The sequence below is a fragment of the Sulfolobus sp. A20 genome (assembly GCF_001719125.1).
Classification (GTDB): Archaea; Thermoproteota; Thermoprotei_A; order Sulfolobales; family Sulfolobaceae; genus Saccharolobus.
In genome coordinates, this window is record NZ_CP017006.1 from 1,481,875 (window position 1) to 1,502,367 (window position 20,493).

The following is a 20,493-nucleotide window of genomic DNA, read 5'->3' on the forward strand; positions in this document are numbered from 1 at the left end:
GAGAACCTTTTCTATCTAGTTGGCCTAGTATAATATACGAAAGTTTGACAAAAAATACTGATGAGAGAATGTATGGAATGCTAAAGGCTTCACTGGAATGTATTTCACCGACTTCCTCCTTGTCATAGAGGCTTTCCTCAACTTTATAAGTATGTAACGGTGTGATAGACAAAATAATTGAAAAGCCTTTTGCTTAAATATACATTATTATTTTATTATGAAAAAATATTTAAACTTTCGCACAATAGTGAGTAGGAGGATGAATGAAAAAAGTAATTTCTCTGATTATTATAACTACATTTCTATTAAGTATTCTAGTAGGTAGTTCATTTACCACGAAAGCTCAACCCACGCTCAATGAAGTCCAACCAATAATTGTAAAGGGTTATAAAGTAATTGGAGTATTGCCTAGTAATGCGGTAGTTCAAGTATACATATACATTCCATTAAGAAATGTAGATCTGCTTCAAAGCTTAGTGATACAACTTTCGACTCCAGGGAGTCCTCTATATCATAAGTTTTTAACTTACGCACAAGTAAAAAGCTTATTCTTACCCGTAAATGAATATTACAGTGTTATTAATTACCTGCAAAGATATAATCTAACTGTTATTGCATCATCTTTGTACTCTTCCCTAGTTGTTCAAGGAACTGTTAGTCAATTTGAGAAGGCTTTAGGGCTCAGATTCTTACTCTTGTCTAACGATAGTGAAGAATATTATACTGGAGTTGGTAGCGTTAGCTTACCGGGAATTTCCGTGGTAGCAACAAATTACACTACTCTGTTGTTTTCTAATCCTCAGTTCTTAATAACACAAAAACAAGTGGAAAATATTGCCAAGGAGGCTGAGAACTTTACGGAAATACTAGCTGGATACAACTTACCCCAATTAAGTATTGCTTATAATGCTTCTGTATTGTATAGACAAGGGTATTATGGAAATGGAACTAATATAGGAATTATTGACTTTTACGGAGATCCAGAAATATTGCAACAAATAGCCTACTTTGACCGTTTATATAATTTACCCCCCGCGAAAATAAACATAGTCCCCATAGGTCCTTATGAGCCAAACCTAGGAATAATATCAGGATGGGCTATTGAGGAAAGTCTGGATGTAGAGGCAGTACACTCAATGGCACCTTATGCTAATATAACGATCTATAATCCTTCGGTCGGCGATTTAGCTACAATAATTGGTTATGTAGATCAACAAAATAAAGTTGACGTAGTTTCTATGAGCTTCGGCATATCTGAGTCTGAAATAGAGTATTATTCTTCATTTTTATTACCAATGATAATACAAACTGAGTATTACTTCATGATAGGTAGTCTAGAAGGAATCACTTTCGTAGCGTCTTCCGGAGATGGCGGAGGAGAGCTCTACTCATTTGCCCAACCATTAGCTGATACTTCATATCCTGCAGTATCACCTTTTGTAACCTCTGTTGGAGGTACTACAACTTACCTTTCTGATAATTCATCGATACAAGAAGCGTGGTCATGTTCACCAGGAGGTGGAGGGTCTACAGGAGGAGTCAGCGTACTGTTCCCGAAACCTTGGTATCAGGGTAATCTTAGTGAGCCTTTCAGCTCTATAAATGGTAGGATGACTCCAGATATCGCACTTAACGCTAATATCTATCCCGGAGTTTACGTAGTTCTACCCGGTAATTCCTCGATTTTAGTAGGAGGTACTAGTGAATCCTCACAACTGTTTGCTGGTCTGCTATCATTACTTATCTCGAAGTTCCATAACAGATTAGGGCTTCTAAATCCAAGTATATATTATTTAGCTCAAAAATACTATAATAAAGCCTTTTACCCAATCACTTTTGGTTACAATTCACCTTGGATAGCAAAATATGGTTATAACTTAGTCACAGGTTGGGGAGCTCCTAACATAGGTTATTGGTCGATATTATTAAGCAACATATCATCAAGACCCGCTCTTGAGATTAACATAAGCGTTTCACCACCTCTATCAAACTACTTCGATGGTAATAAAATTCAAGTAATAGCTAACATTAGTTATAAAGGTAATTCTATAACCAATGGTACATTTTACGCTATAATAGAAAGTTTGAATAGTGAAGAAGTTTATCCATTGCACTTTAATGGAACATCATGGATTGGTAACATAACATTAAATAACGTCTCTGGGATAGTATACGTGATAGTAAACGGTAGTTATAACGGTATAGAAGGGGTTAACTTAATAAGTATATTCGTAGGTTATTTGTTTACAATTACTCAAGCATATCAATATAACGTAAATAATACTACAATAACATCTTTCACTGGATGCATATTTTACCTTAATGGAAGTTTAGCAACTAATGTGAAAAGCTTTCCAATTAACTTGTATTATTATAATCCATTAACTAATAAATACGTCTACGAGACTAACGTGAATATGACCCTTGCATTAATTAGGTCAAGAACATTTTTCTTTAATCTTTATCAGTGGGAGGGTGAAACTAATTATACATTACAATATACTGCGACTCTAATAACGGGTAGAGGACAAGTTTACGGTTACCTGCCAGTTTTCCTTGGAATAAATAGCGTAGGATCTTACATATTGTCTCCAGTGTTAGCTTCCCCTATAACCGTATCTCCTAATGAGTCAATACTCATTGAAGATTTAGGTTTATCATTAGACTACGTATTATTGGGTGGATATAACGTTTCAGCATCGCTAATTTCACCTAATGGGAAAATCATCTCATCAGTGATGTTATCCTCTCAATACGAACTTATTCCACCATATCTATACATTACAGTACCCATAGGATACTTATACGTACCTCCTAATACTAAACCGGGCTACTATACAATTTATCTTAATGTGACCGGAATGATAAATAATGAGAGCATTCTTGTAGGTTATGAAGGATTCCAAATATACGTAGCTCCATACGAGGTGATGCCAATAGTTAAAATCACTAACTACGCATTTCAAGGACAGAATGTAACGTTCTACGCTAATATTACTTATCCTAACGGAAGTGAAGTAAATTATGGTATATTCACAGCATTGGTCTTTCCAAAACAAGTAGCTGGAGATTATTCTTCGCTCTCCCAAAGTTTATCAGTAAGTCAAGTAATGTTAACTTACAATCCTAAACTTAACGAGTGGGAGGGAAGTGTTATATTACCTTCTATTAACGATCTCGGAAATCTAACTTACCTCAACTCCGGATACTATACTGGAGATTTTCAAGTATATGTTGAAGGTTTGTCATATAACGGAATACCGACTACAACAGCTTTAAGTAACGCTAAATCTTTTGTAGTATTACCATATACTCTCATAGAAAATCAGAATTTAGATTCTATAATTCCAGTCAACTCTGTCTTAGAAAATGATAACATAACTTACAATGGGACTTTGGAGAATGTTATAATGTTAGGTTTAAATAGGCTTCATGGAAACGTTAATTTAATAGATGATAACATAAGCGGGAAATTGATAATTTATGACTCGAATATAACGATGATAGGTGGTTTCATTAACAATATCACAGCAGTAAATTCTACCCTTAATATAATATCTTCAACACTTTATTCAATAAATCTAATTAACAGTAAAGTGCATCTTATTTCAAGTAAAGTGATAAAAGTTTCACCGCAACTTCCAACCATAAGCTTGACAACCCCTCAAGGGAATTATACTGGAGTGATAAATGTTACTGCAAACGTTGTAGGTATTAACATTGATAATGTAACGTTCTACCTAAACGGAGTTCCCATATATACTTCACGTACAAATGGTACTATAACCTTCCAGTTAGATACTTCTAAATATCCAGATGGAAATTACAAGTTAACTGTAATAGCCTATCAGACTGATGGACTTTATGCCTCATATACTATTAATATAAACTTTTACAATAACTTAAAGGAAGTTAAATCAGATATAACTACCTTATCATCAAACATAAGTAACGTATCAAATGAGTTAGATAATTACGTCACTATATTATCAAGTAAAGCTATGATGGATGAAATCATAGGTATAATTGGCATAGTTGTTGGAATAGTAGCTATCATAATAGCTGTGCTATTAACTAGGAGAAGGAAATAAAACAACTAAAAATAGCTTAAAAATTTTTACTTCCTTTTTCTTAATGATATTATTATAGCGACACCTAGTACTATCAATATTACGATTGCAATTATGAAATAATAGTTAGGATAAACAACTAGCTTTTCGTATATTGGACCATTCACCACGATTTTTTCTCCGGGTGAAACATTATAAGTGCCTATAAACTTACCTTGTTCATAAATGGGCAGATTAATCTTTAAAGAAATTTGTGAGCCTTGAGGAATCCAGTTTGTCCCATTAAACTGTAATTTTTGACCATTAACTGCTCCTATCACTGTTTGAGTGGAATTTATTTCTACTCTGTACTGTTTAATAAATCCTACATTTATAGTCATAGGACTCTTCACAATGATAGGTAAACTGGGATAAGTGTTGTTAACTACTAATCTTTCTCCACTGGAAATATAATAAGTATAATTAACGAGATTAATATTACTATTCTGAACTACCCATATTGGCTTATTCGTCAAGGTTAAATTGCCATTAACGTTTAGCAAAACGGGTATATTAGAATTTATCTTAATTAAATAATAGTATGTGTATTTAGGAGTAATTGACACATTTCTAAAATTATTAGATGATGAAATTGTTATGTTAGATGTAGGATAAGAGAGTAAGACGAAAGATGAAGAATTCACTGAGTAATTTTTGTAGAAAAATATTGTAAGTGGTGAAGTTATATACCCAGTATAATTTGTTGTTAAAAATGTATTGTTAATAAGGAATGGTATCTTACTGCTTATGTTGACGAATGTAAATCCTGGAATATAAGGATGGAAGTTATCAGTTAATAAGCCATAGTTCGGATTTCCTAAACTAACATAAGCATCTCCATTATTTGCCAGAGTAACTTGTAAATCATTAGCGGATTCCTCAGTATCGAAACCATAATTGTAAACGGTGTCAAAAGGTACGAACTGTTTATCTGAGAAGTAGAATAAGCCCAAATATGATGACATTTTTTGGAAAGTGGTAGATTCTCCATTGCCATAACCTCCCCATACTAACTCTGCATCAAGCAGATTTCCTAGATACGTTATAATACCAACGCTAGCGTTAGGAGTCATAGAATCATTAATTACTATATAAGCTGTCTGTAAATTTTGAATAGGTATAAAAACACTGTCGTATGTAACAGGATTTGGAGGTAATATTTTTCCGTTCTGAAGAATAACATAAGAGAAATTGATTTTTACTCCAGAAGAATTATAGTTTTCGCTTATTAAGAAGTAAAAAGCAAAAGGAAAAGTATAGTTTATTTCAGGCGTTCCGTATGCGTAATAACTAGAATGATAAAAAACGTTTAATAATGGATAAGTCTCCCCATTACCACTAACGTTGGAAATTCCTGCAAATGGATTTGTTGCATTCCAAATGTTATCAACGAAATTCATCCGACTTTCATTAGTTAGAAATTCAGCCACGTTTTGAAGCCAAAAATAATACAAGTTTCCCTCTGAAGTGTTAGCCATAAGCATAACGTTAAGTTGCAATGAAGCACCATAAGGGTAATCAGACGATGCATTATAAGCTAGTAAGTCTGTTATATTAACATAACCTAGGACTGCTCTAGTAAATATAGGTCCATTATTCGTTGATATACCAGTAGGTAAAGAAAGGACCGGCATTGAAGATAACAGTATGAAAGCTACCAAAATGAGGATAGAACTTACCTTCTGCATCGTTCCGAAATTAGATTTTTTACACTTAAAAAGGTTATCTAAATATTGTTTACGCTAAACTTTCCATAAAATTTAACTAAAGCATATAAAGCTACTACATTAGAATTCAACTTGATGAATTTTTCATTAACGTTAGTCGGAATATCATAATAACTTAAATGAATTCTTGGATTGATTGTAACTCCTTCAATACCAGCGCTGATAGATATTTGAACTTTAATATTCGCTTTATACTTACTTAATGAAATACTGACTCTATAATCTTTTCCCTCTAATAATTTAATATATTCTTCCTCCTCACTTTTCAACTCTTTCATTACGTCATCGAGTTCATTAGGCAAAACCAACTTCATGTAGTTATATAATATTGACTTCCTATCAATCCTTAATGTACTTTTACTCTGTAGCAGTTTCCTACCAATATTTTTCATATAATCGTTACATAGTTTAACGTAACTTTCACCATAACCTACATTACAATAACTCGCAATAAACACTTTACTTAACGCCTCTCCTAACAATGCTGGCTCGTAATAATATATTACTTTCCCGTCCCTTATAGCCCTCTCTACATATTCACTAACATGAGACTTAGGATTATCAGAAAAGAGATCTGGAAGAGTCTCATTTTTCCCCTCAATACCACTTACTAAAACCTTACCCCCTGCTTTACTTACTATATCAACTACTCTTGCTACAGGTCCCTTATCCTCTCGCTTTTCAATTATATAACTTACATCTACTCCTTCAGCATATAGATTCCTTAGTGCATCGTCTAAGTTGTCGTATTCTGGAGTTTTTGGAGTTAAGGTTACAACTAAATACTTCAAAACACTTGAATCGTTGGTATTACTCTCCTTTCCCCTAATTAGCCTTCCTAGCCTTTGATAGAATCTCAAGGGACTTTGAGGAACATCAGTCATAATTAAGAGTTTAGCTTCTGGTATATCGATCCCTTCTTCTCCAACTAATGTAGATATTATAACATCTACATTTCCCTTCCTAGCATCTTGAACTAGCTTAAGCCTTTCATATCTTGAGAGATCACCAGTTAGCACTTTAGCCTTAACGTTGAAACTAGATACTACCTTTTCAAATTCGTACGCAGTTGACTTTCTAGAGGTAAATATCAAAACTGGTTTAAATTCCTCAACCTTATATATGTTTAAAACGTCCTTCAAAGCTCTAGTCTTGTGACTTAATTCCCTCTGTTCACAAAGAGTTTCTATTATTGGAGTTTCTTCAACTTTCCCTAGTAACCTATTATAGCTTTCACAAAAAGCTTCTTTACCATAAGTATATAGTGTGATTTCGAGAAACTTTAAAGTATTTTTATCGCCATTTATCTTACCTCTAAAAAAGTTTTCATATACGTTATCCTCTAAACTGTTAAATTCAGCGTCAAAAATGTCAGCTATAGCTTTAGGGAGTTTAAAGGTAGGGTCAATTCCAGATAACGCTTTGAAATCATAGGTGAGGAAAAGGGGATTACCTAAGTTTTCAACTAGCCTTGGATCTACCATATATTTTTTGTAGGAAGGTAATAATGCCGTAAAACCAACTAGGTATTTAGGCTCTAAGTCTGCCAAAGTTTGTTCATAACGAATATCTCCGAACGCGTGATGAACTTCATCTACTATCAAAGCTTCCGCATTACCTATACACTTAGAAGTTGTAAAAGGCGTTGAAACTATTACCCTTTTACCTTCCTCAAAGGACTTACAATCACCCTCGTACTCTACACCGCTATCACTCTCAAATATCCTTTTCCAAAACCTATGATACATCTGATCACAAAGAAGTCTGGTTGGCTCCAATATGATCACATTATGACCTTTCTTTATCAAATAATAGGCTATGAATACCTCTATCAGAGTCTTACCACTCCCGGTAGGCATTGAGACCACCACAAATCTGTTAGTATCCAATGATTTCATAATCTCTTGACTTATACTCTTCTGGTAAGCATAAATTTCGAAACCAAGTTTCTTTCTAACAATCTCCTCAAATTCCTCAAGCATGACAATAGATAGTTTTAGGGGAAGGGGGATAAAAAATGATCTGTGGAACCCTTATTAGTATATATAATCCTTTTTGAAATCTTTAATTAAAATAATTCAAACTATAAATATTTTTATAACTTTATAGTAGAAAAAGTTATTAATGATAAAACCAAATATATAAGTTGGTGAAGTGCTATGGCCAAAGTTGTATTGAATGATGGGAATTCGACAAGGCTTGAATACTTATGGCCTTTAAGATTCGCTGTAGGATGGATGTTCCTAGACGGAGGACTAAGAAAAGCAGTACTAAAGCCAGCAAAATTAGATCCTACTTCCCCATCCTTTGTTGGAGGAAAGCTGGTAAACTTCCTTCCTCATGCTGGTCCATTCAAGCAGTTTTTATTAATGGTATTAGAAAATCATTCCTTAAATGTAACCTTCCTAACTATATTTAGTTATGTAGAAATAATAGCGGGATTTTTAATCATTATAGGTTTATTTACTAGATTGGCTTCTTTTGGAGCTGCGGTAATGGCTTTTGGAATGGCTCCGGCATATTGGCTAGGTTCGACATGTGAAGATGAGTGGCAAATTGGATCCTTACTTACGGCAGGGGCAATAGTTCTAATGCTAACAGCATCTGGTAGAGTTTGGGGATTAGATTACTTCTTATTTAAGAAGTTTGGTGATAGACCTATTGCGAATTTACCTATATTGAGGTGGATTAAGCTATGGTGAACAAGGTTACAATAGTTGGAATAATCTTTAGCTTAATTGTAGTAGGATGGATTTTAGGAACTGGTCAGTGGGCTTACGGTAACGTAGTTGGACCTCTAGTCAATAACTCTAAGCTACCAAAACTAGAAATAACCTATGCTAACGCCTTTCCGGTTTCCAATGGGACTAAGATAATATTAAATATAACTGATGTTGATGGTCCTGACGCTTATCCTGCCTCTGGTACAATGATGATGATTAGCAATTCGACGTGGTCTCTAACATTAAACTCAACAGAAATAGCTAAATATACAGTGAACGTGATACAAGCTCCGTGGAATGCTAACAAGAAGGACTACGTAAACTACTATTCTGGCTTCGTAGTAATATTAGGCAGTGAAGCACAGTTCCAACTTATAATTCCAATTCACCTATCGCCCGGGACATATAAAATAACTATAGTAACACCAGCTATAAATCCAAACAGATGGGCAACTACAACAATTACAGTAAGTTAGCCTTTTTTTACACAACGTTGACTATTTTTGATTTTAATTTATTAAGGTATAATCTACATTCATTTTGATGGTAAGTATTAATCTATTATCTGCTTCAGATGTTTTAATTGAGGAAGCTGATAGGTTATTGGAGAAGGGAGATGTTGTACAAGCTTCAGAGAAATACTACAAAGCAGCTGAAGAAGCAATAAAACTACTAGTAAAAACACTAAACCTAAAAGACGTAATGGAAAAGGTAAAGGAGGAAGGTTATTGGAGTTTAGGAGTTTTACACGATGCTGTAATCGAGATAGCTAAGAGACTGCATGATGAGGAAATCATTGATCTATGGAAATCAGCCATAGTAATTTTAACTGTAAATTTACCTAAAGATATTCTAGTCATAGAAGCTGAAAAAGTGAAAAAACTTGTTGAACTCTCAGATAAAATCGCTAATCTTAGAGTGGATTAAGGAAGCTGATAGGTTATTGGAGAAGGGAGATGTTGTACAAGCTTCAGAGAAATACTACAAAGCAGCTGAAGAAGCAATAAAACTACTAGTAAAAACACTAAACCTAAAAGACGTAATAGAAAAAGTAAAGGCTAATAGAAGATGGACCTCTTCCTTATTATTCGAAGCTTCAAGAAGGATTTCTCCAGATATATATCTAATATCGGTAGATGCATGGTACTTACACGTTTATGGATTTCATGAAATGAGACTTAACTACGACGAAGTGAAGAAATTATCCAATAATATTCACAAAATAATAGACATATTAAACAAATATCTAACCTAACGTCTAATGAAATTCTAAAAGGTCCGATAAAGAGACCCCTCTCTTCCTTTTCATAATAATTTCGTAAATAGCCTTGAATTTCTAAGGGTAATAAGATTCTTTCCCAATCACTCTAGAACAAAATAAAATCTCATAACGTTGAGTGAGTAAAGGGAAAACATAAGGCTAATTAGAATCGCAACCAGCTAACTCATAGTTTAAAGTAGGAAATTCTTTAATTCTTGCCTTAAAGAGCAAGTTTTCATCACTTACCTAGAACTTGAGAAACTTTGCCGAAAAAGAGTAGTTGACTTCCTCATTAGGCTCAACTATCCTTAACCCTAAGCCATTGTGATAAGCGTCTGGAGCACCGCTCATAGGTTCGATTGCCAAAGCTCCTCTTACACCTGTATATAATTGTATAAATGGCATATTTCTTCTCACAATTTTAACTATAGAATAAGATGATTTCAATAGTATGGTATCATTTACGAAAAAACAATCATCATATTCTCCATGTTCTATTTTAGTTTTAACTAACTCTCCAGTTGGTATCTTGTTAAAAGTTACGCATCTCTTAACATTATTTTTTACTTCAATATTCCAATCCTCAGATACTATGAAGTAAGGATGTAGTCCAACTGTTAATGGACCTCTATTGTTTCCTACATTCTTAACGCTTATCTTTACTCTAAAGCCATTTCTGAATAATTTATAAATTAGTACGCAAGCTAACTTAGTTGGATAACCTTCGTGTTCTAACTCATGCTTAAGAGAGACACCATCATTTTGGACTTCTAAGACTTCAAATTCTTTATCTAGAACTAAACCATGTATCGCGTTTCCCTCATTATTTTTAGGTAAAACGTACCTTTTTCCCTCAAATATATACTCCCCTCCCTTTATTCTATTAGCGAATGGTATTAAAACAGCCATACCCCCTCGCGTAACTCTCTCTAAATTGCCTCTTAGAATGAGCTCTTTCCCATCTATTTTAAAGGAGTATAGATAAGCGCCTTTCGGCAAAATTTCTGCTTCCACGTTACCCTTCTTAATCTTCATATAGTAAGAATATAAGAGATGTGAACTTATATACTTATCACTAATAGTAATTATTAAATAGGAAAACAAAGAAAGGAAGAAAAAAAGTTTATTTAAATACCTGCTACTTCCCTTAGCGTCTTAAATATCTGGTTAAAGTCTGCCTCAGCTAACCTCACGAAAACTCCATAGTTACCCATTACACATACTGCATAATCCCCAGCTGCTACTGCCCATCCTAAGAATGGAGTCCACTTCATCCCAGATATTTTCGTGAAGGATTCAGCTTCAACTGTACCCATTAATGTATTAGCTGCTACCATCTTAGCTACCATCTCAGCCATCTCTCTTGTTAAGTTACCCTTATACTCAACCAACCTACCGTCATTTGTATACTGCCCAGCAGCTATAGCTCCTTTTAATTGCATTAGCTTGTCTAGTTTTTCACTCATTTTTATTACCTCTACTAAATATTAGTTTAATCATATTAATAAATTTTATGATTAAACAATGTAAAAAATAAGCTTATTAATAATTTGAATCTTTATCTTTTCTCCTTTAATTTTGATAAAAGTTTTATATAAGAGAATGATAACTTACGCGCTTTAAAATAAGAAAAAGCTTATATATTCATGATCATAATTAAATAAATAGTTAAATAAGACAATATTTAATTTAGTTATCCTTCTTCTAAATATTTAAATATCGAGGAGCTAATTAGTAAAAGTATACCTGCGACAATGAAATCTATACCATAGCTTATATAGTGAGTAATGTATCCAGAGATTAAGGAGCCTACAAACAATGCTATTCCTACAACAGTGCTATAAACTCCTAAACCAGTTCCTTGTCTCCTCTCTCCGACTACTTTGAATATCATTGTAGTTGATGAAGAGTAAAAGATTGAATAAGCTATTCCAGCAGCTAAAGGATAAAAGATTAACCCGGTTACTAAAATGGGTAAACCTAGAAATAGCTGAGCAAAAACACCTAATGCAATGTATGAAAATCCTCTAAGAATTAGAGCGATATGGGCTAAATGGCTCTCCTTAGACTTCTCTAATAAGTTAGAGCTTAACTTAAAACCTAATATCTGGAAAATCATGCCAACACCTATTACCGCTAATACCTCAGCCTTATTCAGCCCTTTAACGTATAAACCTGCTGGATAAACCGTATTAAATATTCCGCTACTTATATAAAATATTACTATGGCTATGTAAAGTAGTGGAATGTAATTTATTGGTTTCTTAGTTAATCTCTTTAAGGAGAACATCTTAAAATTATGTAAATTAGGTAAATGTAGAAACATTAACGGCAAGTGCATCATTCTCGTAAAGAAGGATTCCTTATGATGAATAATAGCAGTTCTCTCGAAATTAACTATTGGTTTAGGAATTAATCTAACTCCAGCAAATAGTGTCAACAACATTAAAAATCCCAAGATCTCCTCGATGACATCTATCCTAAGAATCAATACAAGAAAGGTCGATAAGAACAATCCTACTAATACTCCTATTGATGAGAGATAAGAGTATCTAGAAAAAAGTGAACCCCAATGCTTCTTCTCTGCAGATTCCATAATAAGTAAATTAAAAGGGGTAGTCGATGCTGTACTCATAAAAGTAATAAGAGCGTAATCTAATGAAATTGCTGGAATTGACCTCATAAATGGCATAAATATTAGTGGTATTGAAGTTCCGCCAAAACTGATAAGTATCTGCTTTTTCCTATCGAATTTATCTGCCATAAATCCCCAAATCATTGAGGCAGGAATTAAGATAGCATTACTTAGCGAAATAGCATAGGCTACGTTTATTGCATTCCCTCCCAAGGAGAGAATCTGCAAAGTTATTAGAGTTGATAAAGGTCCAGTCGCAGTGTTAAAGGGTATTACCAAAAACATCCATCGTGTGTCCTTGTACTTTATCATTTTCATCTTTGGCAATATGGTTAGATTAAAAAAATTTACTGAAAAGTTTAGTTAGATACTACCTTATACAAGTTTAAACTATTATAATCATATACATATAAGCTTCTAAAATAACCACAGATTTTTTCAAAACGTTTATTTTATACTTAAAATACTTCATAATAAATCTACAACCTTTATAAAAATGACAGATTTATATTCTAGAGATACTCATTACCCTAATTATGTTCGAAAATCTAAGTACAGAGCTCAAGAGTGCCTTAAAAGAGGCTCAATATAAGGAACCTACTAAAGTGCAACTAGAAGTCATACCTAGGATGTTAAATGGTAAAAGCGTTATAGTTCAAGCAAAGACTGGTTCTGGTAAAACTGCTTCGTATTTAATACCAATTCTTGAATTAAATTCTACTGCACTAATACTTTCACCCACTAGAGAATTAGCTTCTCAAATACTCGATGAACTCAGAAAGTTAGGTAAGTATAAACAAGTTAATGCAAGTCTAGTTATAGGGGGAATAAGTTATGATGGACAAAGGCAAGCTAATATCGTCATTGGAACTCCAGGTAGACTACTAGACTTATGGAGTAAAGGAAGCATCGATTTTTCAGCCTTTCAGATCGTTGTAGTTGATGAGGCTGACAGAATGTTGGATATGGGGTTCATAGATGATATAAGAATGATATTAAATCATACTAATCCAAAAATCATAGGATTCTTTTCCGCAACAATACCAGATAAAATAATGGAATTAGCAAAGGAGTTTTCACCACAAATCGAAGAAATAATTCTTGACGATTATAAGCCAGTAGAAGAGGTTAACCACAAGTTCATTAAGGTAACAAATGATTGGAGTGATAAGCTATTTAAGTTAATTGAGGAAGTCAAAGGGGATGAGAAGGTAATAATATTCACTAGGACTAGAAGCAGGGCTAGAAAGTTACATTACGTTCTAAATAACAAGGGTATGAGAACTGGTTTACTCAGTGGCGAAATGCCACAGCCAGTGAGATTAAGAAACTTCTATGGATTTAAAAACGGTAAGTATAATATCCTAATAGCTACGGATTTAGCGTCGAGGGGAATTGATGTAATTGATGTAAATAAAATAATAAATTTTGATATTCCTAGAGATATTGAGACATATATTCATAGGGTAGGAAGAACGGGAAGAATGGGAAGAAGCGGAGAGGCTATAACGTTTTACACTTATCAAGAGATTGAAATAGTGAAGAATATAAGAAAGGTAATTGATAGATAGATGATTTCTCTAGTCCTCCTATGTGAAATTTTAAGATTGAATAGATCTAGGGAAGCCGTAACGTTTTATAACTCTACTTAGCCCTAAAGGATAAAGCTTTCCTAATTTAATATAGGATCGACTTTTCTTATGAAAAATATTATTTTTTGGTTAAGCTATCTGTTGATATGGTAAACTATTATCCCTACCTAAACATGAATGAACAGCAAGTTCTTCAACAAGCAGTCCCAGAATTAAGACCGCTATATTTAGCGTTAGTTTCCTACAAGTCAGCTTGTAACGGAGATTACAATAATGCTCTATATTCTCTTCAATTTGCTAGGGACTCGCCCTTCATTAACCCCTACTCCTTAAAAGTTCACGGATTAACTAACGCAAACTGTTACGATCATATGCTCAAGTCCATCTCATTCATGCCTGATATGGATAGTTGGAAACACGCTTTAGCGTCAGTAATTTTGCTTACAAAGGACTACGTTAATATGAATGATAGGTTTATATATGAAGGGAATGAGGACGCGTCTAAGGAGATAGATAAGGCATTACATGCTGGTATACCAGCTTACTATTTGTATAAAGCATTTGCCAATAGATCTTACGATTATGAACATAAGAAATATTTACAGAGGTATTTTAAAGAAGTGGAGAAACAAATTACAATTTATTATCAGCCCTTGTACGATTACGCAAATTATCTCTTATCAATGGTAAAGGGTGTAGTTAACCAAGACCTACCAATTTTAGGCGCGTTAACTACATTTTTCACTTTAGACGTAATGGAAATCCTTGAAGAAACTATTAAGAAGCTATCTGAACACGTTGTCTTCGGATTCGTACAAGCCTTAGATTTGTATTTTGCATCTAGGGAGATGACGAGAATAAGTGATGAGGTGAACGATTTAGATCTATTTAACATAGAACAAAGTGAAAGAGTTAAAGAGAAAGCAATGAAATCAATAGCTGAGGCTCAAAAATCTCTACAAAAACACGGGCAATATCATTTAGCTAATGCATTAAGTATACAATTTGAGTACTTAAGAGGAGATAGAGGAAAAATAAATCAGCATGTCAAGACCTTTGCCCAATGGATTCCAATACAAGGGTTCGATGTCGCTTATAGGGATTACGCGTATTATTTACTTAAGATGGTAGATAATCCTATGGAGAGGAAGGTTATTTGTTCCTCTTTAAGGATAATTGATAACGAGCTAAAAGTGCTGTGCGCTTAAACATTTACTTAGATATCTATATTTATATTTCATAAATTACAAAAAATTATAACAAATATACTATCCAGTTAGATTTAAAGAGACGTCTCTGCTACAGCTTTCATAATTTTATATTTAAATGCCAAATATCAATTTTCGGAGTATTGTAGTCTATCTTTTGTTTACAAAAATGAAGCCTGACTAGCGGAAGGAAGTCAGTTATTTCGCACATTCTTGATTAAGCGGTTATACCTTTTTAATATATTTACCCCATATACTTAAAAACTTTTGAATCAAAAATCTGAAATGCTTTTATAGTATTTTAACTAAAATTAAATAATGATATAATGATTAAACCAAGAAAGATGTCTGAGGCTAGATCCTTCTTTGAGTATGATGAGCCTTATTACTCTAGTTTAATAGATAAAATAGGTAAAATTTCAAATTTTTTCGAGTATGTCGATTTAATAAATGAGTTAGCGTATAAAGAAGGATTTACGTTTTACACGCAAACCTATTTTAGATCAATAAAAATTGATCCAATTCCGAGAATATTACGATATCAAGAGTTTAGAGAAATATCAAATGGGTTGAAAAATCGAGCCCTTGCAATAAACAAGTTTCTTTACGCCACTTATCATGGTGAAGATACACCTGTTCCAAAAAGTATCATAACGTCTTCTCCTTATTTTAGACCAGAGATGATGGATTTTGATCCCCCAAAAGGGATATACGTGTATATTTTTGGAGAAGATATTGTGAAAGTTAATGGACTTCCTTTGATCCTAGAAGATAATGTTAGAATACCATCTGGTATGAGTTACGCGATAAAGGCTTCTGAATTGGTCAATAGAATTTTAGGTAAAACAATATCAATACCTAAGCAAGAAGATGATGGATTAATATTATTAAGAAAAACACTTAAGTACGCTTCAGATACGAGAGATCCAGTAATTGCTATACTAACGGATGGAACTTTAAATTCAGCCTATTTTGAGCATAAGTTCTACTCTGACAATCTAGATCTTCTCCTCATAGAACCGTCTGATCTCGTAATAAAAGATGGAGAAGTAGTTGCTAAGACGTTAGATGGAGAAATTCACATAGATGTTATTTACAGAAGAATAGAAGATTTAGACGTTCTAACCCCAGGGTTGATGAAAGCATACCTTAGAGGTTGGGTGAACATAGTCAATGCACCCGGTACAGGTATTGCTGACGATAAGATAACCTTCTGTTACATGCCCCAGATCATGGATTATTTTGGAATAAAGGAAGGAGTAAGACAACCCTTCTCTATTCCCTTAGGTGCTTCAAAGGAAGATGTGATAAATAAAGTTGAAAACATGGTTTTGAAGAGAAGAGAAGGTTATGGTGGGTCTGGTACTTTCGTCATCAAAGATTTAAGGGAAGAGGATAAGATGAAGATTTTAAGAGAAGTTCTAAGCTATCCTGAGGAGTTCATGGCTCAAGAGCTATTAAACTTTGATACTGTATTATCAGCCATAAATGATAATTTTTATGAAACCTATGCAGATTTAAGGTTCTTTGTCTTTATAGATGTAGCTTCCAATACTATTTTAAGTAGAGTTGCGCCTTTAGGAAGTAGGGTTACGAATAACTCATCTGGCGGGCTGGTGAAACCAGTATGGGTAGTTTAAAATATAAGGTGTTTTATCAGGCAGAATATGAATACGAGGACGTTGTTATACTTAACGATAATACATTGAGAATAGTTCCTTATGATGGGGATAATCAACGTGTAATTGAAGAGATTCTAGAGACTGAGCCTAAAGGTTATATTATAAGATTTAAGGACAACTTTGGAAATATAGTGTATAGAGAAAAGATTTTGGATCCACATAATAAGATGATAATTAGAAGCAAGAGTATGGTGGAAGTGTATCCTAAGGTATTTAAGGATTGTAGAATTCCTTGCTCTGAGGACCTAGTTTTTACCTCTTCCTCTAGCTTAATAGATGTTGATTATTTTAAGAACATTGCGTCAGAATTACTAAAAAGTAATACGACTCTCGATGAATTCCTTAGAGCTACAGTTAACCTGGTTAAAGATAGGGTAAAATATAAGACAGGATTAACTGATGTCTCTACTAAGGCTCATGAGAGTTTCGAATTAGGTTATGGAGTTTGTCAAGATTTCGCCCAAATAACTATAGGTATATTAAGGGCTGCTGGAATTCCTGCAAGGTACGTAATGGGTTTAGTGAATGATACACCTAAGACTACACATGCATGGGTTGAGGTAAAATCAGAGGATGGATGGATACCTATAGATCCTACTAGGAATAAGTTCTATGATTTACAATATGTTAAGTTTGCTATAGGTAGAGATTATAATGATGTAGCTCCAATAGTTGGTACGTTTATCTCGAAGGGTAGGGGATGGTTAAAGCAAATCATAGTAGAGGTGAAACAGATTGATTAAGAGTACAGCATATAAAGTCTATTGGGCTGGGAGATATTTAGAGAGAATAGAAAATATCGCAAGATTTGGCGTATATTTTGCTGAGAAGGGAATACCAATTGAAGATATGAATAAGATTCTAGGTATTGATGACGTTTTCTCATACCTTTTTAATGAGTTCAAAATATTAAGAGAGGACATTAGAGCATTTGGAGATGAGGCAAGTATTAACGCATTATCGGCATTAGAGGCTAGCATCTATGCCAAAAATAATGATCTGAAAAGTTATTTCATGAACGTCTTAAACTCCGCATTATATGTCTTAAACGTAATTGAGGAGAATCTTAAGCCTAAGTCTATTTCTATAATGCCGAAAAAACAAGAGGAAATTCGTTCTCAATAAATTAAGTTCTAAAGTTGAAATCGTCTGCGCATCTATAATAGATAGCTAGAACAATTTATCTAAACCGTTTCCTTAAACTAACCTCCTTCCCGCCTAAAGGGCGAGGTTTGTCGCTCTTTCCATCACTATAAAACTGAATTTAATGTTTAGTTTTAAGGCATAATTTTTGGAAACGATTAGAACAAGCTATACTGATAGTGCACCCTATTCTGGACGAAAACTTTATAAAGTGACTTGTTATATTTGTTATATGACAAATATAATATCATTACTCTCTCCATTAGTGTCGATTATAATAGGAGTCCTACCCGTATTGGTCTTTAAAAAGAGTAAATCTCTTTTTGGAATAGCTGCAGCATCTTATTTCACTGCAATAACAGCTAAGGAGATCACACAACTGTCCTTTCACAGCTTCTTCATAACGCCATCGATTCCCACATATTTAAGTTATGGCTTATTAACTGCAGTTCTAGAACCAGGTTTCGCCTATATTTATCTCGTAGTCTTCAAACCAAAATTAGACATTCAACTAGGACTATCGTATGGGGTTTACTTAGCCTTTTACGAAAACGCTATTCTTTTAGGATTACTACTCTTCCCTGATTATTTAATTTTAAATATACCATTTTCTCTTACCCTCCTAATTTCTCACATTATGGACAGGTTATCTTCGCTAATCCTTCATTTGTTTTGGGGATTTTCATCTGTTTTAGCAATAATGAAAAAAGATATTAAATATCTCTTAATTTCTATGCCTTACGGTATGGTTGACTCATTAACGGCATATATTGACCTAACTAGAGCCATCCCACCAGTGTTATTATCGAGTATACTACTCATAATAGCAATAAGCTGTCTACCAATAATCATATACGAAAAGGGAAGGATTTCTAATTAATTTAATGATTTTAGATCGCCACACTATTCTTATCTACTACAATCCAGATTTTTATCTCATCATAGATAGCTTATTTAAACCTTTCTAATCTTATCTGGTTGTGAACTACAGCTATAATTACTCCAGCCAAAATCGATAAGATACTTATGAGAAAGTAAGAAGTTATCTCTTCATAGATCCCGTAACCCATTAATAGTACGGCTAGGATACCTAGGAGTATATCGTAAATCTTTAGCTTGTAATTCTTTTTAGCAAATAATGGATAACCTCCAGAGACTATGATGTGAGAAGTATACAATGTAACTAAAGATATCGTGGTTGTTACATTATATAAATTATAAAATTGTCTAGTAACACTTCCTATTAAGTTAACCCCAAGGAAGAATGAAGCAACAATGATTATGGACAATAACATATCTTTCTTTACCAAAGTATATGTTAGTCTAGATAACGCAACATAAGCCGCGGTAACTGAACCAATGAGACTATTAATAGTAAAAATGAAGAATATTAGAGCAAAAGTGTTTCCCATAACTTTTTGAGATATGTAGAAACCTGGGTATGAGGTAGCATTTAAAAGACTTGCCACACCGGTGTTTGTGAATCCAGCGAAAGCTATTTCGTAATATGAGGCAAATAGTACTGCAAAGCTAGCTACACAATAAGCTATAATGTAGGCAAGACCAACAGATCTCCCCTTTCCTACTGCCTCATATCCTAGAAAGAAAGAGGCTCCCCCTCCAGCTAATGTAAATCCGACACCTAGAGCACCAGCCATTAATGATGATAAGCCTACTGAGACGTGTAAGGGCTTAACCGATAGTCCGGTAATACTTAGTACCTTTATTCCTAGTACGACTATCAGTATAACTTCTAAGGTCGAGGTAATTAGAGCGTAAAATAACGGGGGCTTTATTCCAGTGATCAATAGTAAAGTTAAAATTATTGGTATAGCTATTTCTAAAATAGATAAGTATACTATGTTAAAACTAAACTCGGAGGGTATTACTATTCCTACTAAGTATGTAGTCGCTGAAGGTAAGTATATCGCATAACTTATCCAGTACAACCAACCCGCTATCTTACCAAGCATTTCACCACTAGCTGATCTAGCAAAATCATATATACCTCCAGTAGTTGCAATTATCTTAGAGTATCTATAACCAATTAAGACCCATATGAAGTAAATAAGAGAACCCAGAATTCCAGCAATAAACGTTGAGGCATATGAGCTGTAGAAGGCATAAGTGAGGTAAGCTGATGCTGATCCTAATGGGGCTATTGAAGCTAAGGACTGAGCGTAAATTAGATATCTTGGTAAGGAGCCCTCCTTAGGTTCAAGCTTCTTGGATAAGCTATCCATATAGTTATCCTTGAGAGAATATTAATAAGTTTAATCTCTCGATATAGACGTAGCAATATAGAAACAAAAGAGTTTTATCTTAGGTCTTACATTAGATTAGAGTTAACGGTCGAAGCATGGGAGAAGGCATATTAGTTATGATAGAAAGAGCGATAAACCTCGCCTTTTAA

Annotated in this window: 17 protein-coding genes; 11 read left to right on the plus strand and 6 right to left on the minus strand. The window is 33.9% G+C overall.

The features are described from left to right. Positions 1-263: 263 nt before the first annotated feature. Positions 264-4,091 carry a protease pro-enzyme activation domain-containing protein gene (locus tag BFU36_RS07835; RefSeq protein WP_069283179.1) on the plus strand — a complete coding sequence of 1,276 codons (3,828 nt, stop codon included), beginning with the start codon at positions 264-266 and terminating at the stop codon, positions 4,089-4,091. A 26-nt stretch (positions 4,092-4,117) separates the two neighbouring features. Here the strand turns inward: BFU36_RS07835 and BFU36_RS07840 are convergent, their stop codons facing one another. Further along, entirely contained in the window at positions 4,118-5,797 is a 1,680-nt protein-coding gene (locus BFU36_RS07840) for a thermopsin family protease (protein ID WP_069283181.1), read from the minus strand. Between the two features lie 38 nt (positions 5,798-5,835). Further along, complete coding sequence (locus BFU36_RS07845) at positions 5,836-7,818, minus strand: DEAD/DEAH box helicase (RefSeq protein ID WP_069283183.1); 1,983 nt, start codon at positions 7,816-7,818, stop codon at positions 5,836-5,838. Positions 7,819-7,995: 177 nt separating this feature from the next. On the opposite strand from BFU36_RS07845, the gene doxD reads away from it, so the two are divergent. From doxD to BFU36_RS07865, 4 genes are all read left to right on the plus strand, one after another. Continuing rightward, entirely contained in the window at positions 7,996-8,538 is a 543-nt protein-coding gene (gene doxD, locus BFU36_RS07850) for a thiosulfate:quinone oxidoreductase large subunit (protein WP_069283185.1), read from the plus strand. After that, entirely contained in the window at positions 8,532-9,035 is a 504-nt protein-coding gene (locus BFU36_RS07855; RefSeq protein WP_069283187.1) for a TQO small subunit DoxA domain-containing protein, read from the plus strand. Before doxD ends, BFU36_RS07855 begins: the two co-directional genes overlap by 7 nt. 67 nt (positions 9,036-9,102) lie before the next feature. Further along, the gene (locus BFU36_RS07860) at positions 9,103-9,486 is read left to right on the plus strand and encodes a PaREP1 family protein (protein WP_069283190.1); all 384 of its coding nucleotides are present in this window, start codon (positions 9,103-9,105) and stop codon (positions 9,484-9,486) included. Continuing rightward, positions 9,446-9,814, plus strand: a complete 369-nt coding sequence (locus tag BFU36_RS07865; RefSeq protein WP_409349219.1) for a PaREP1 family protein — start codon at positions 9,446-9,448, stop codon at positions 9,812-9,814. The genes BFU36_RS07860 and BFU36_RS07865 overlap by 41 nt, the downstream gene beginning before the upstream one ends. 252 nt (positions 9,815-10,066) lie before the next feature. On the opposite strand, the gene BFU36_RS07870 is transcribed toward BFU36_RS07865, so the two are convergent. The 3 genes from BFU36_RS07870 to BFU36_RS07880 all read right to left on the minus strand — a co-directional run bounded on the left by BFU36_RS07870 (position 10,067) and on the right by BFU36_RS07880 (position 12,767). After that, positions 10,067-10,855 carry an aldose 1-epimerase gene (locus tag BFU36_RS07870; RefSeq protein ID WP_069283192.1) on the minus strand — a complete coding sequence of 263 codons (789 nt, stop codon included), beginning with the start codon at positions 10,853-10,855 and terminating at the stop codon, positions 10,067-10,069. Between the two features lie 92 nt (positions 10,856-10,947). Beyond that, the gene (locus BFU36_RS07875) at positions 10,948-11,286 is read right to left on the minus strand and encodes a DUF2173 family protein (RefSeq protein WP_069283194.1); all 339 of its coding nucleotides are present in this window, start codon (positions 11,284-11,286) and stop codon (positions 10,948-10,950) included. 227 nt (positions 11,287-11,513) lie between these two features. Continuing rightward, a complete protein-coding gene (locus BFU36_RS07880; RefSeq protein ID WP_069284670.1) occupies positions 11,514-12,767 on the minus strand; it encodes an MFS transporter in 1,254 nt (417 codons plus the stop codon). A gap of 224 nt (positions 12,768-12,991) precedes the next feature. On the opposite strand from BFU36_RS07880, the gene BFU36_RS07885 reads away from it, so the two are divergent. From BFU36_RS07885 to BFU36_RS07910, 6 genes are all read left to right on the plus strand, one after another. Then, complete coding sequence (locus BFU36_RS07885) at positions 12,992-14,026, plus strand: DEAD/DEAH box helicase (RefSeq protein WP_069283196.1); 1,035 nt, start codon at positions 12,992-12,994, stop codon at positions 14,024-14,026. 146 nt (positions 14,027-14,172) lie between these two features. Continuing rightward, entirely contained in the window at positions 14,173-15,255 is a 1,083-nt protein-coding gene (locus tag BFU36_RS07890) for a hypothetical protein (RefSeq protein ID WP_197490525.1), read from the plus strand. A 326-nt stretch (positions 15,256-15,581) separates the two neighbouring features. After that, on the plus strand, positions 15,582-16,895 hold the full coding sequence (locus BFU36_RS07895; RefSeq protein ID WP_069283200.1) for a circularly permuted type 2 ATP-grasp protein: 1,314 nt from the start codon (positions 15,582-15,584) through the stop codon (positions 16,893-16,895). Then, positions 16,883-17,680 carry a transglutaminase family protein gene (locus BFU36_RS07900; protein ID WP_069283202.1) on the plus strand — a complete coding sequence of 266 codons (798 nt, stop codon included), beginning with the start codon at positions 16,883-16,885 and terminating at the stop codon, positions 17,678-17,680. The genes BFU36_RS07895 and BFU36_RS07900 overlap by 13 nt, the downstream gene beginning before the upstream one ends. Continuing rightward, positions 17,673-18,062: an alpha-E domain-containing protein gene (locus BFU36_RS07905; RefSeq protein ID WP_069283203.1), complete on the plus strand. Its 390-nt coding sequence runs from the start codon at positions 17,673-17,675 to the stop codon at positions 18,060-18,062. Before BFU36_RS07900 ends, BFU36_RS07905 begins: the two co-directional genes overlap by 8 nt. Before the next feature lie 250 nt (positions 18,063-18,312). Continuing rightward, positions 18,313-18,960: a hypothetical protein gene (locus tag BFU36_RS07910; RefSeq protein WP_069283206.1), complete on the plus strand. Its 648-nt coding sequence runs from the start codon at positions 18,313-18,315 to the stop codon at positions 18,958-18,960. A gap of 70 nt (positions 18,961-19,030) precedes the next feature. On the opposite strand, the gene BFU36_RS07915 is transcribed toward BFU36_RS07910, so the two are convergent. Further along, a complete protein-coding gene (locus tag BFU36_RS07915) occupies positions 19,031-20,323 on the minus strand; it encodes an APC family permease (RefSeq protein WP_069283208.1) in 1,293 nt (430 codons plus the stop codon). Positions 20,324-20,493: the final 170 nt, after the last annotated feature.

Bases quoted from the DNA above. Each gene is read 5' to 3' on its own strand.
- BFU36_RS07835 (WP_069283179.1), top strand. From the start codon at position 264: ATGAAAAAAGTAATTTCTCTGATTATTATAACTACATTTCTATTAAGT.
- BFU36_RS07840 (WP_069283181.1), bottom strand. From the start codon at position 5,797: ATGCAGAAGGTAAGTTCTATCCTCATTTTGGTAGCTTTCATACTGTTA.
- BFU36_RS07845 (WP_069283183.1), bottom strand. From the start codon at position 7,818: ATGCTTGAGGAATTTGAGGAGATTGTTAGAAAGAAACTTGGTTTCGAA.
- doxD (WP_069283185.1), top strand. From the start codon at position 7,996: ATGGCCAAAGTTGTATTGAATGATGGGAATTCGACAAGGCTTGAATAC.
- BFU36_RS07855 (WP_069283187.1), top strand. From the start codon at position 8,532: ATGGTGAACAAGGTTACAATAGTTGGAATAATCTTTAGCTTAATTGTA.
- BFU36_RS07860 (WP_069283190.1), top strand. From the start codon at position 9,103: ATGGTAAGTATTAATCTATTATCTGCTTCAGATGTTTTAATTGAGGAA.
- BFU36_RS07870 (WP_069283192.1), bottom strand. From the start codon at position 10,855: ATGAAGATTAAGAAGGGTAACGTGGAAGCAGAAATTTTGCCGAAAGGC.
- BFU36_RS07875 (WP_069283194.1), bottom strand. From the start codon at position 11,286: ATGAGTGAAAAACTAGACAAGCTAATGCAATTAAAAGGAGCTATAGCT.
- BFU36_RS07880 (WP_069284670.1), bottom strand. From the start codon at position 12,767: ATGATAAAGTACAAGGACACACGATGGATGTTTTTGGTAATACCCTTT.
- BFU36_RS07885 (WP_069283196.1), top strand. From the start codon at position 12,992: ATGTTCGAAAATCTAAGTACAGAGCTCAAGAGTGCCTTAAAAGAGGCT.
- BFU36_RS07895 (WP_069283200.1), top strand. From the start codon at position 15,582: ATGATTAAACCAAGAAAGATGTCTGAGGCTAGATCCTTCTTTGAGTAT.
- BFU36_RS07900 (WP_069283202.1), top strand. From the start codon at position 16,883: ATGGGTAGTTTAAAATATAAGGTGTTTTATCAGGCAGAATATGAATAC.
- BFU36_RS07910 (WP_069283206.1), top strand. From the start codon at position 18,313: ATGACAAATATAATATCATTACTCTCTCCATTAGTGTCGATTATAATA.
- BFU36_RS07915 (WP_069283208.1), bottom strand. From the start codon at position 20,323: ATGGATAGCTTATCCAAGAAGCTTGAACCTAAGGAGGGCTCCTTACCA.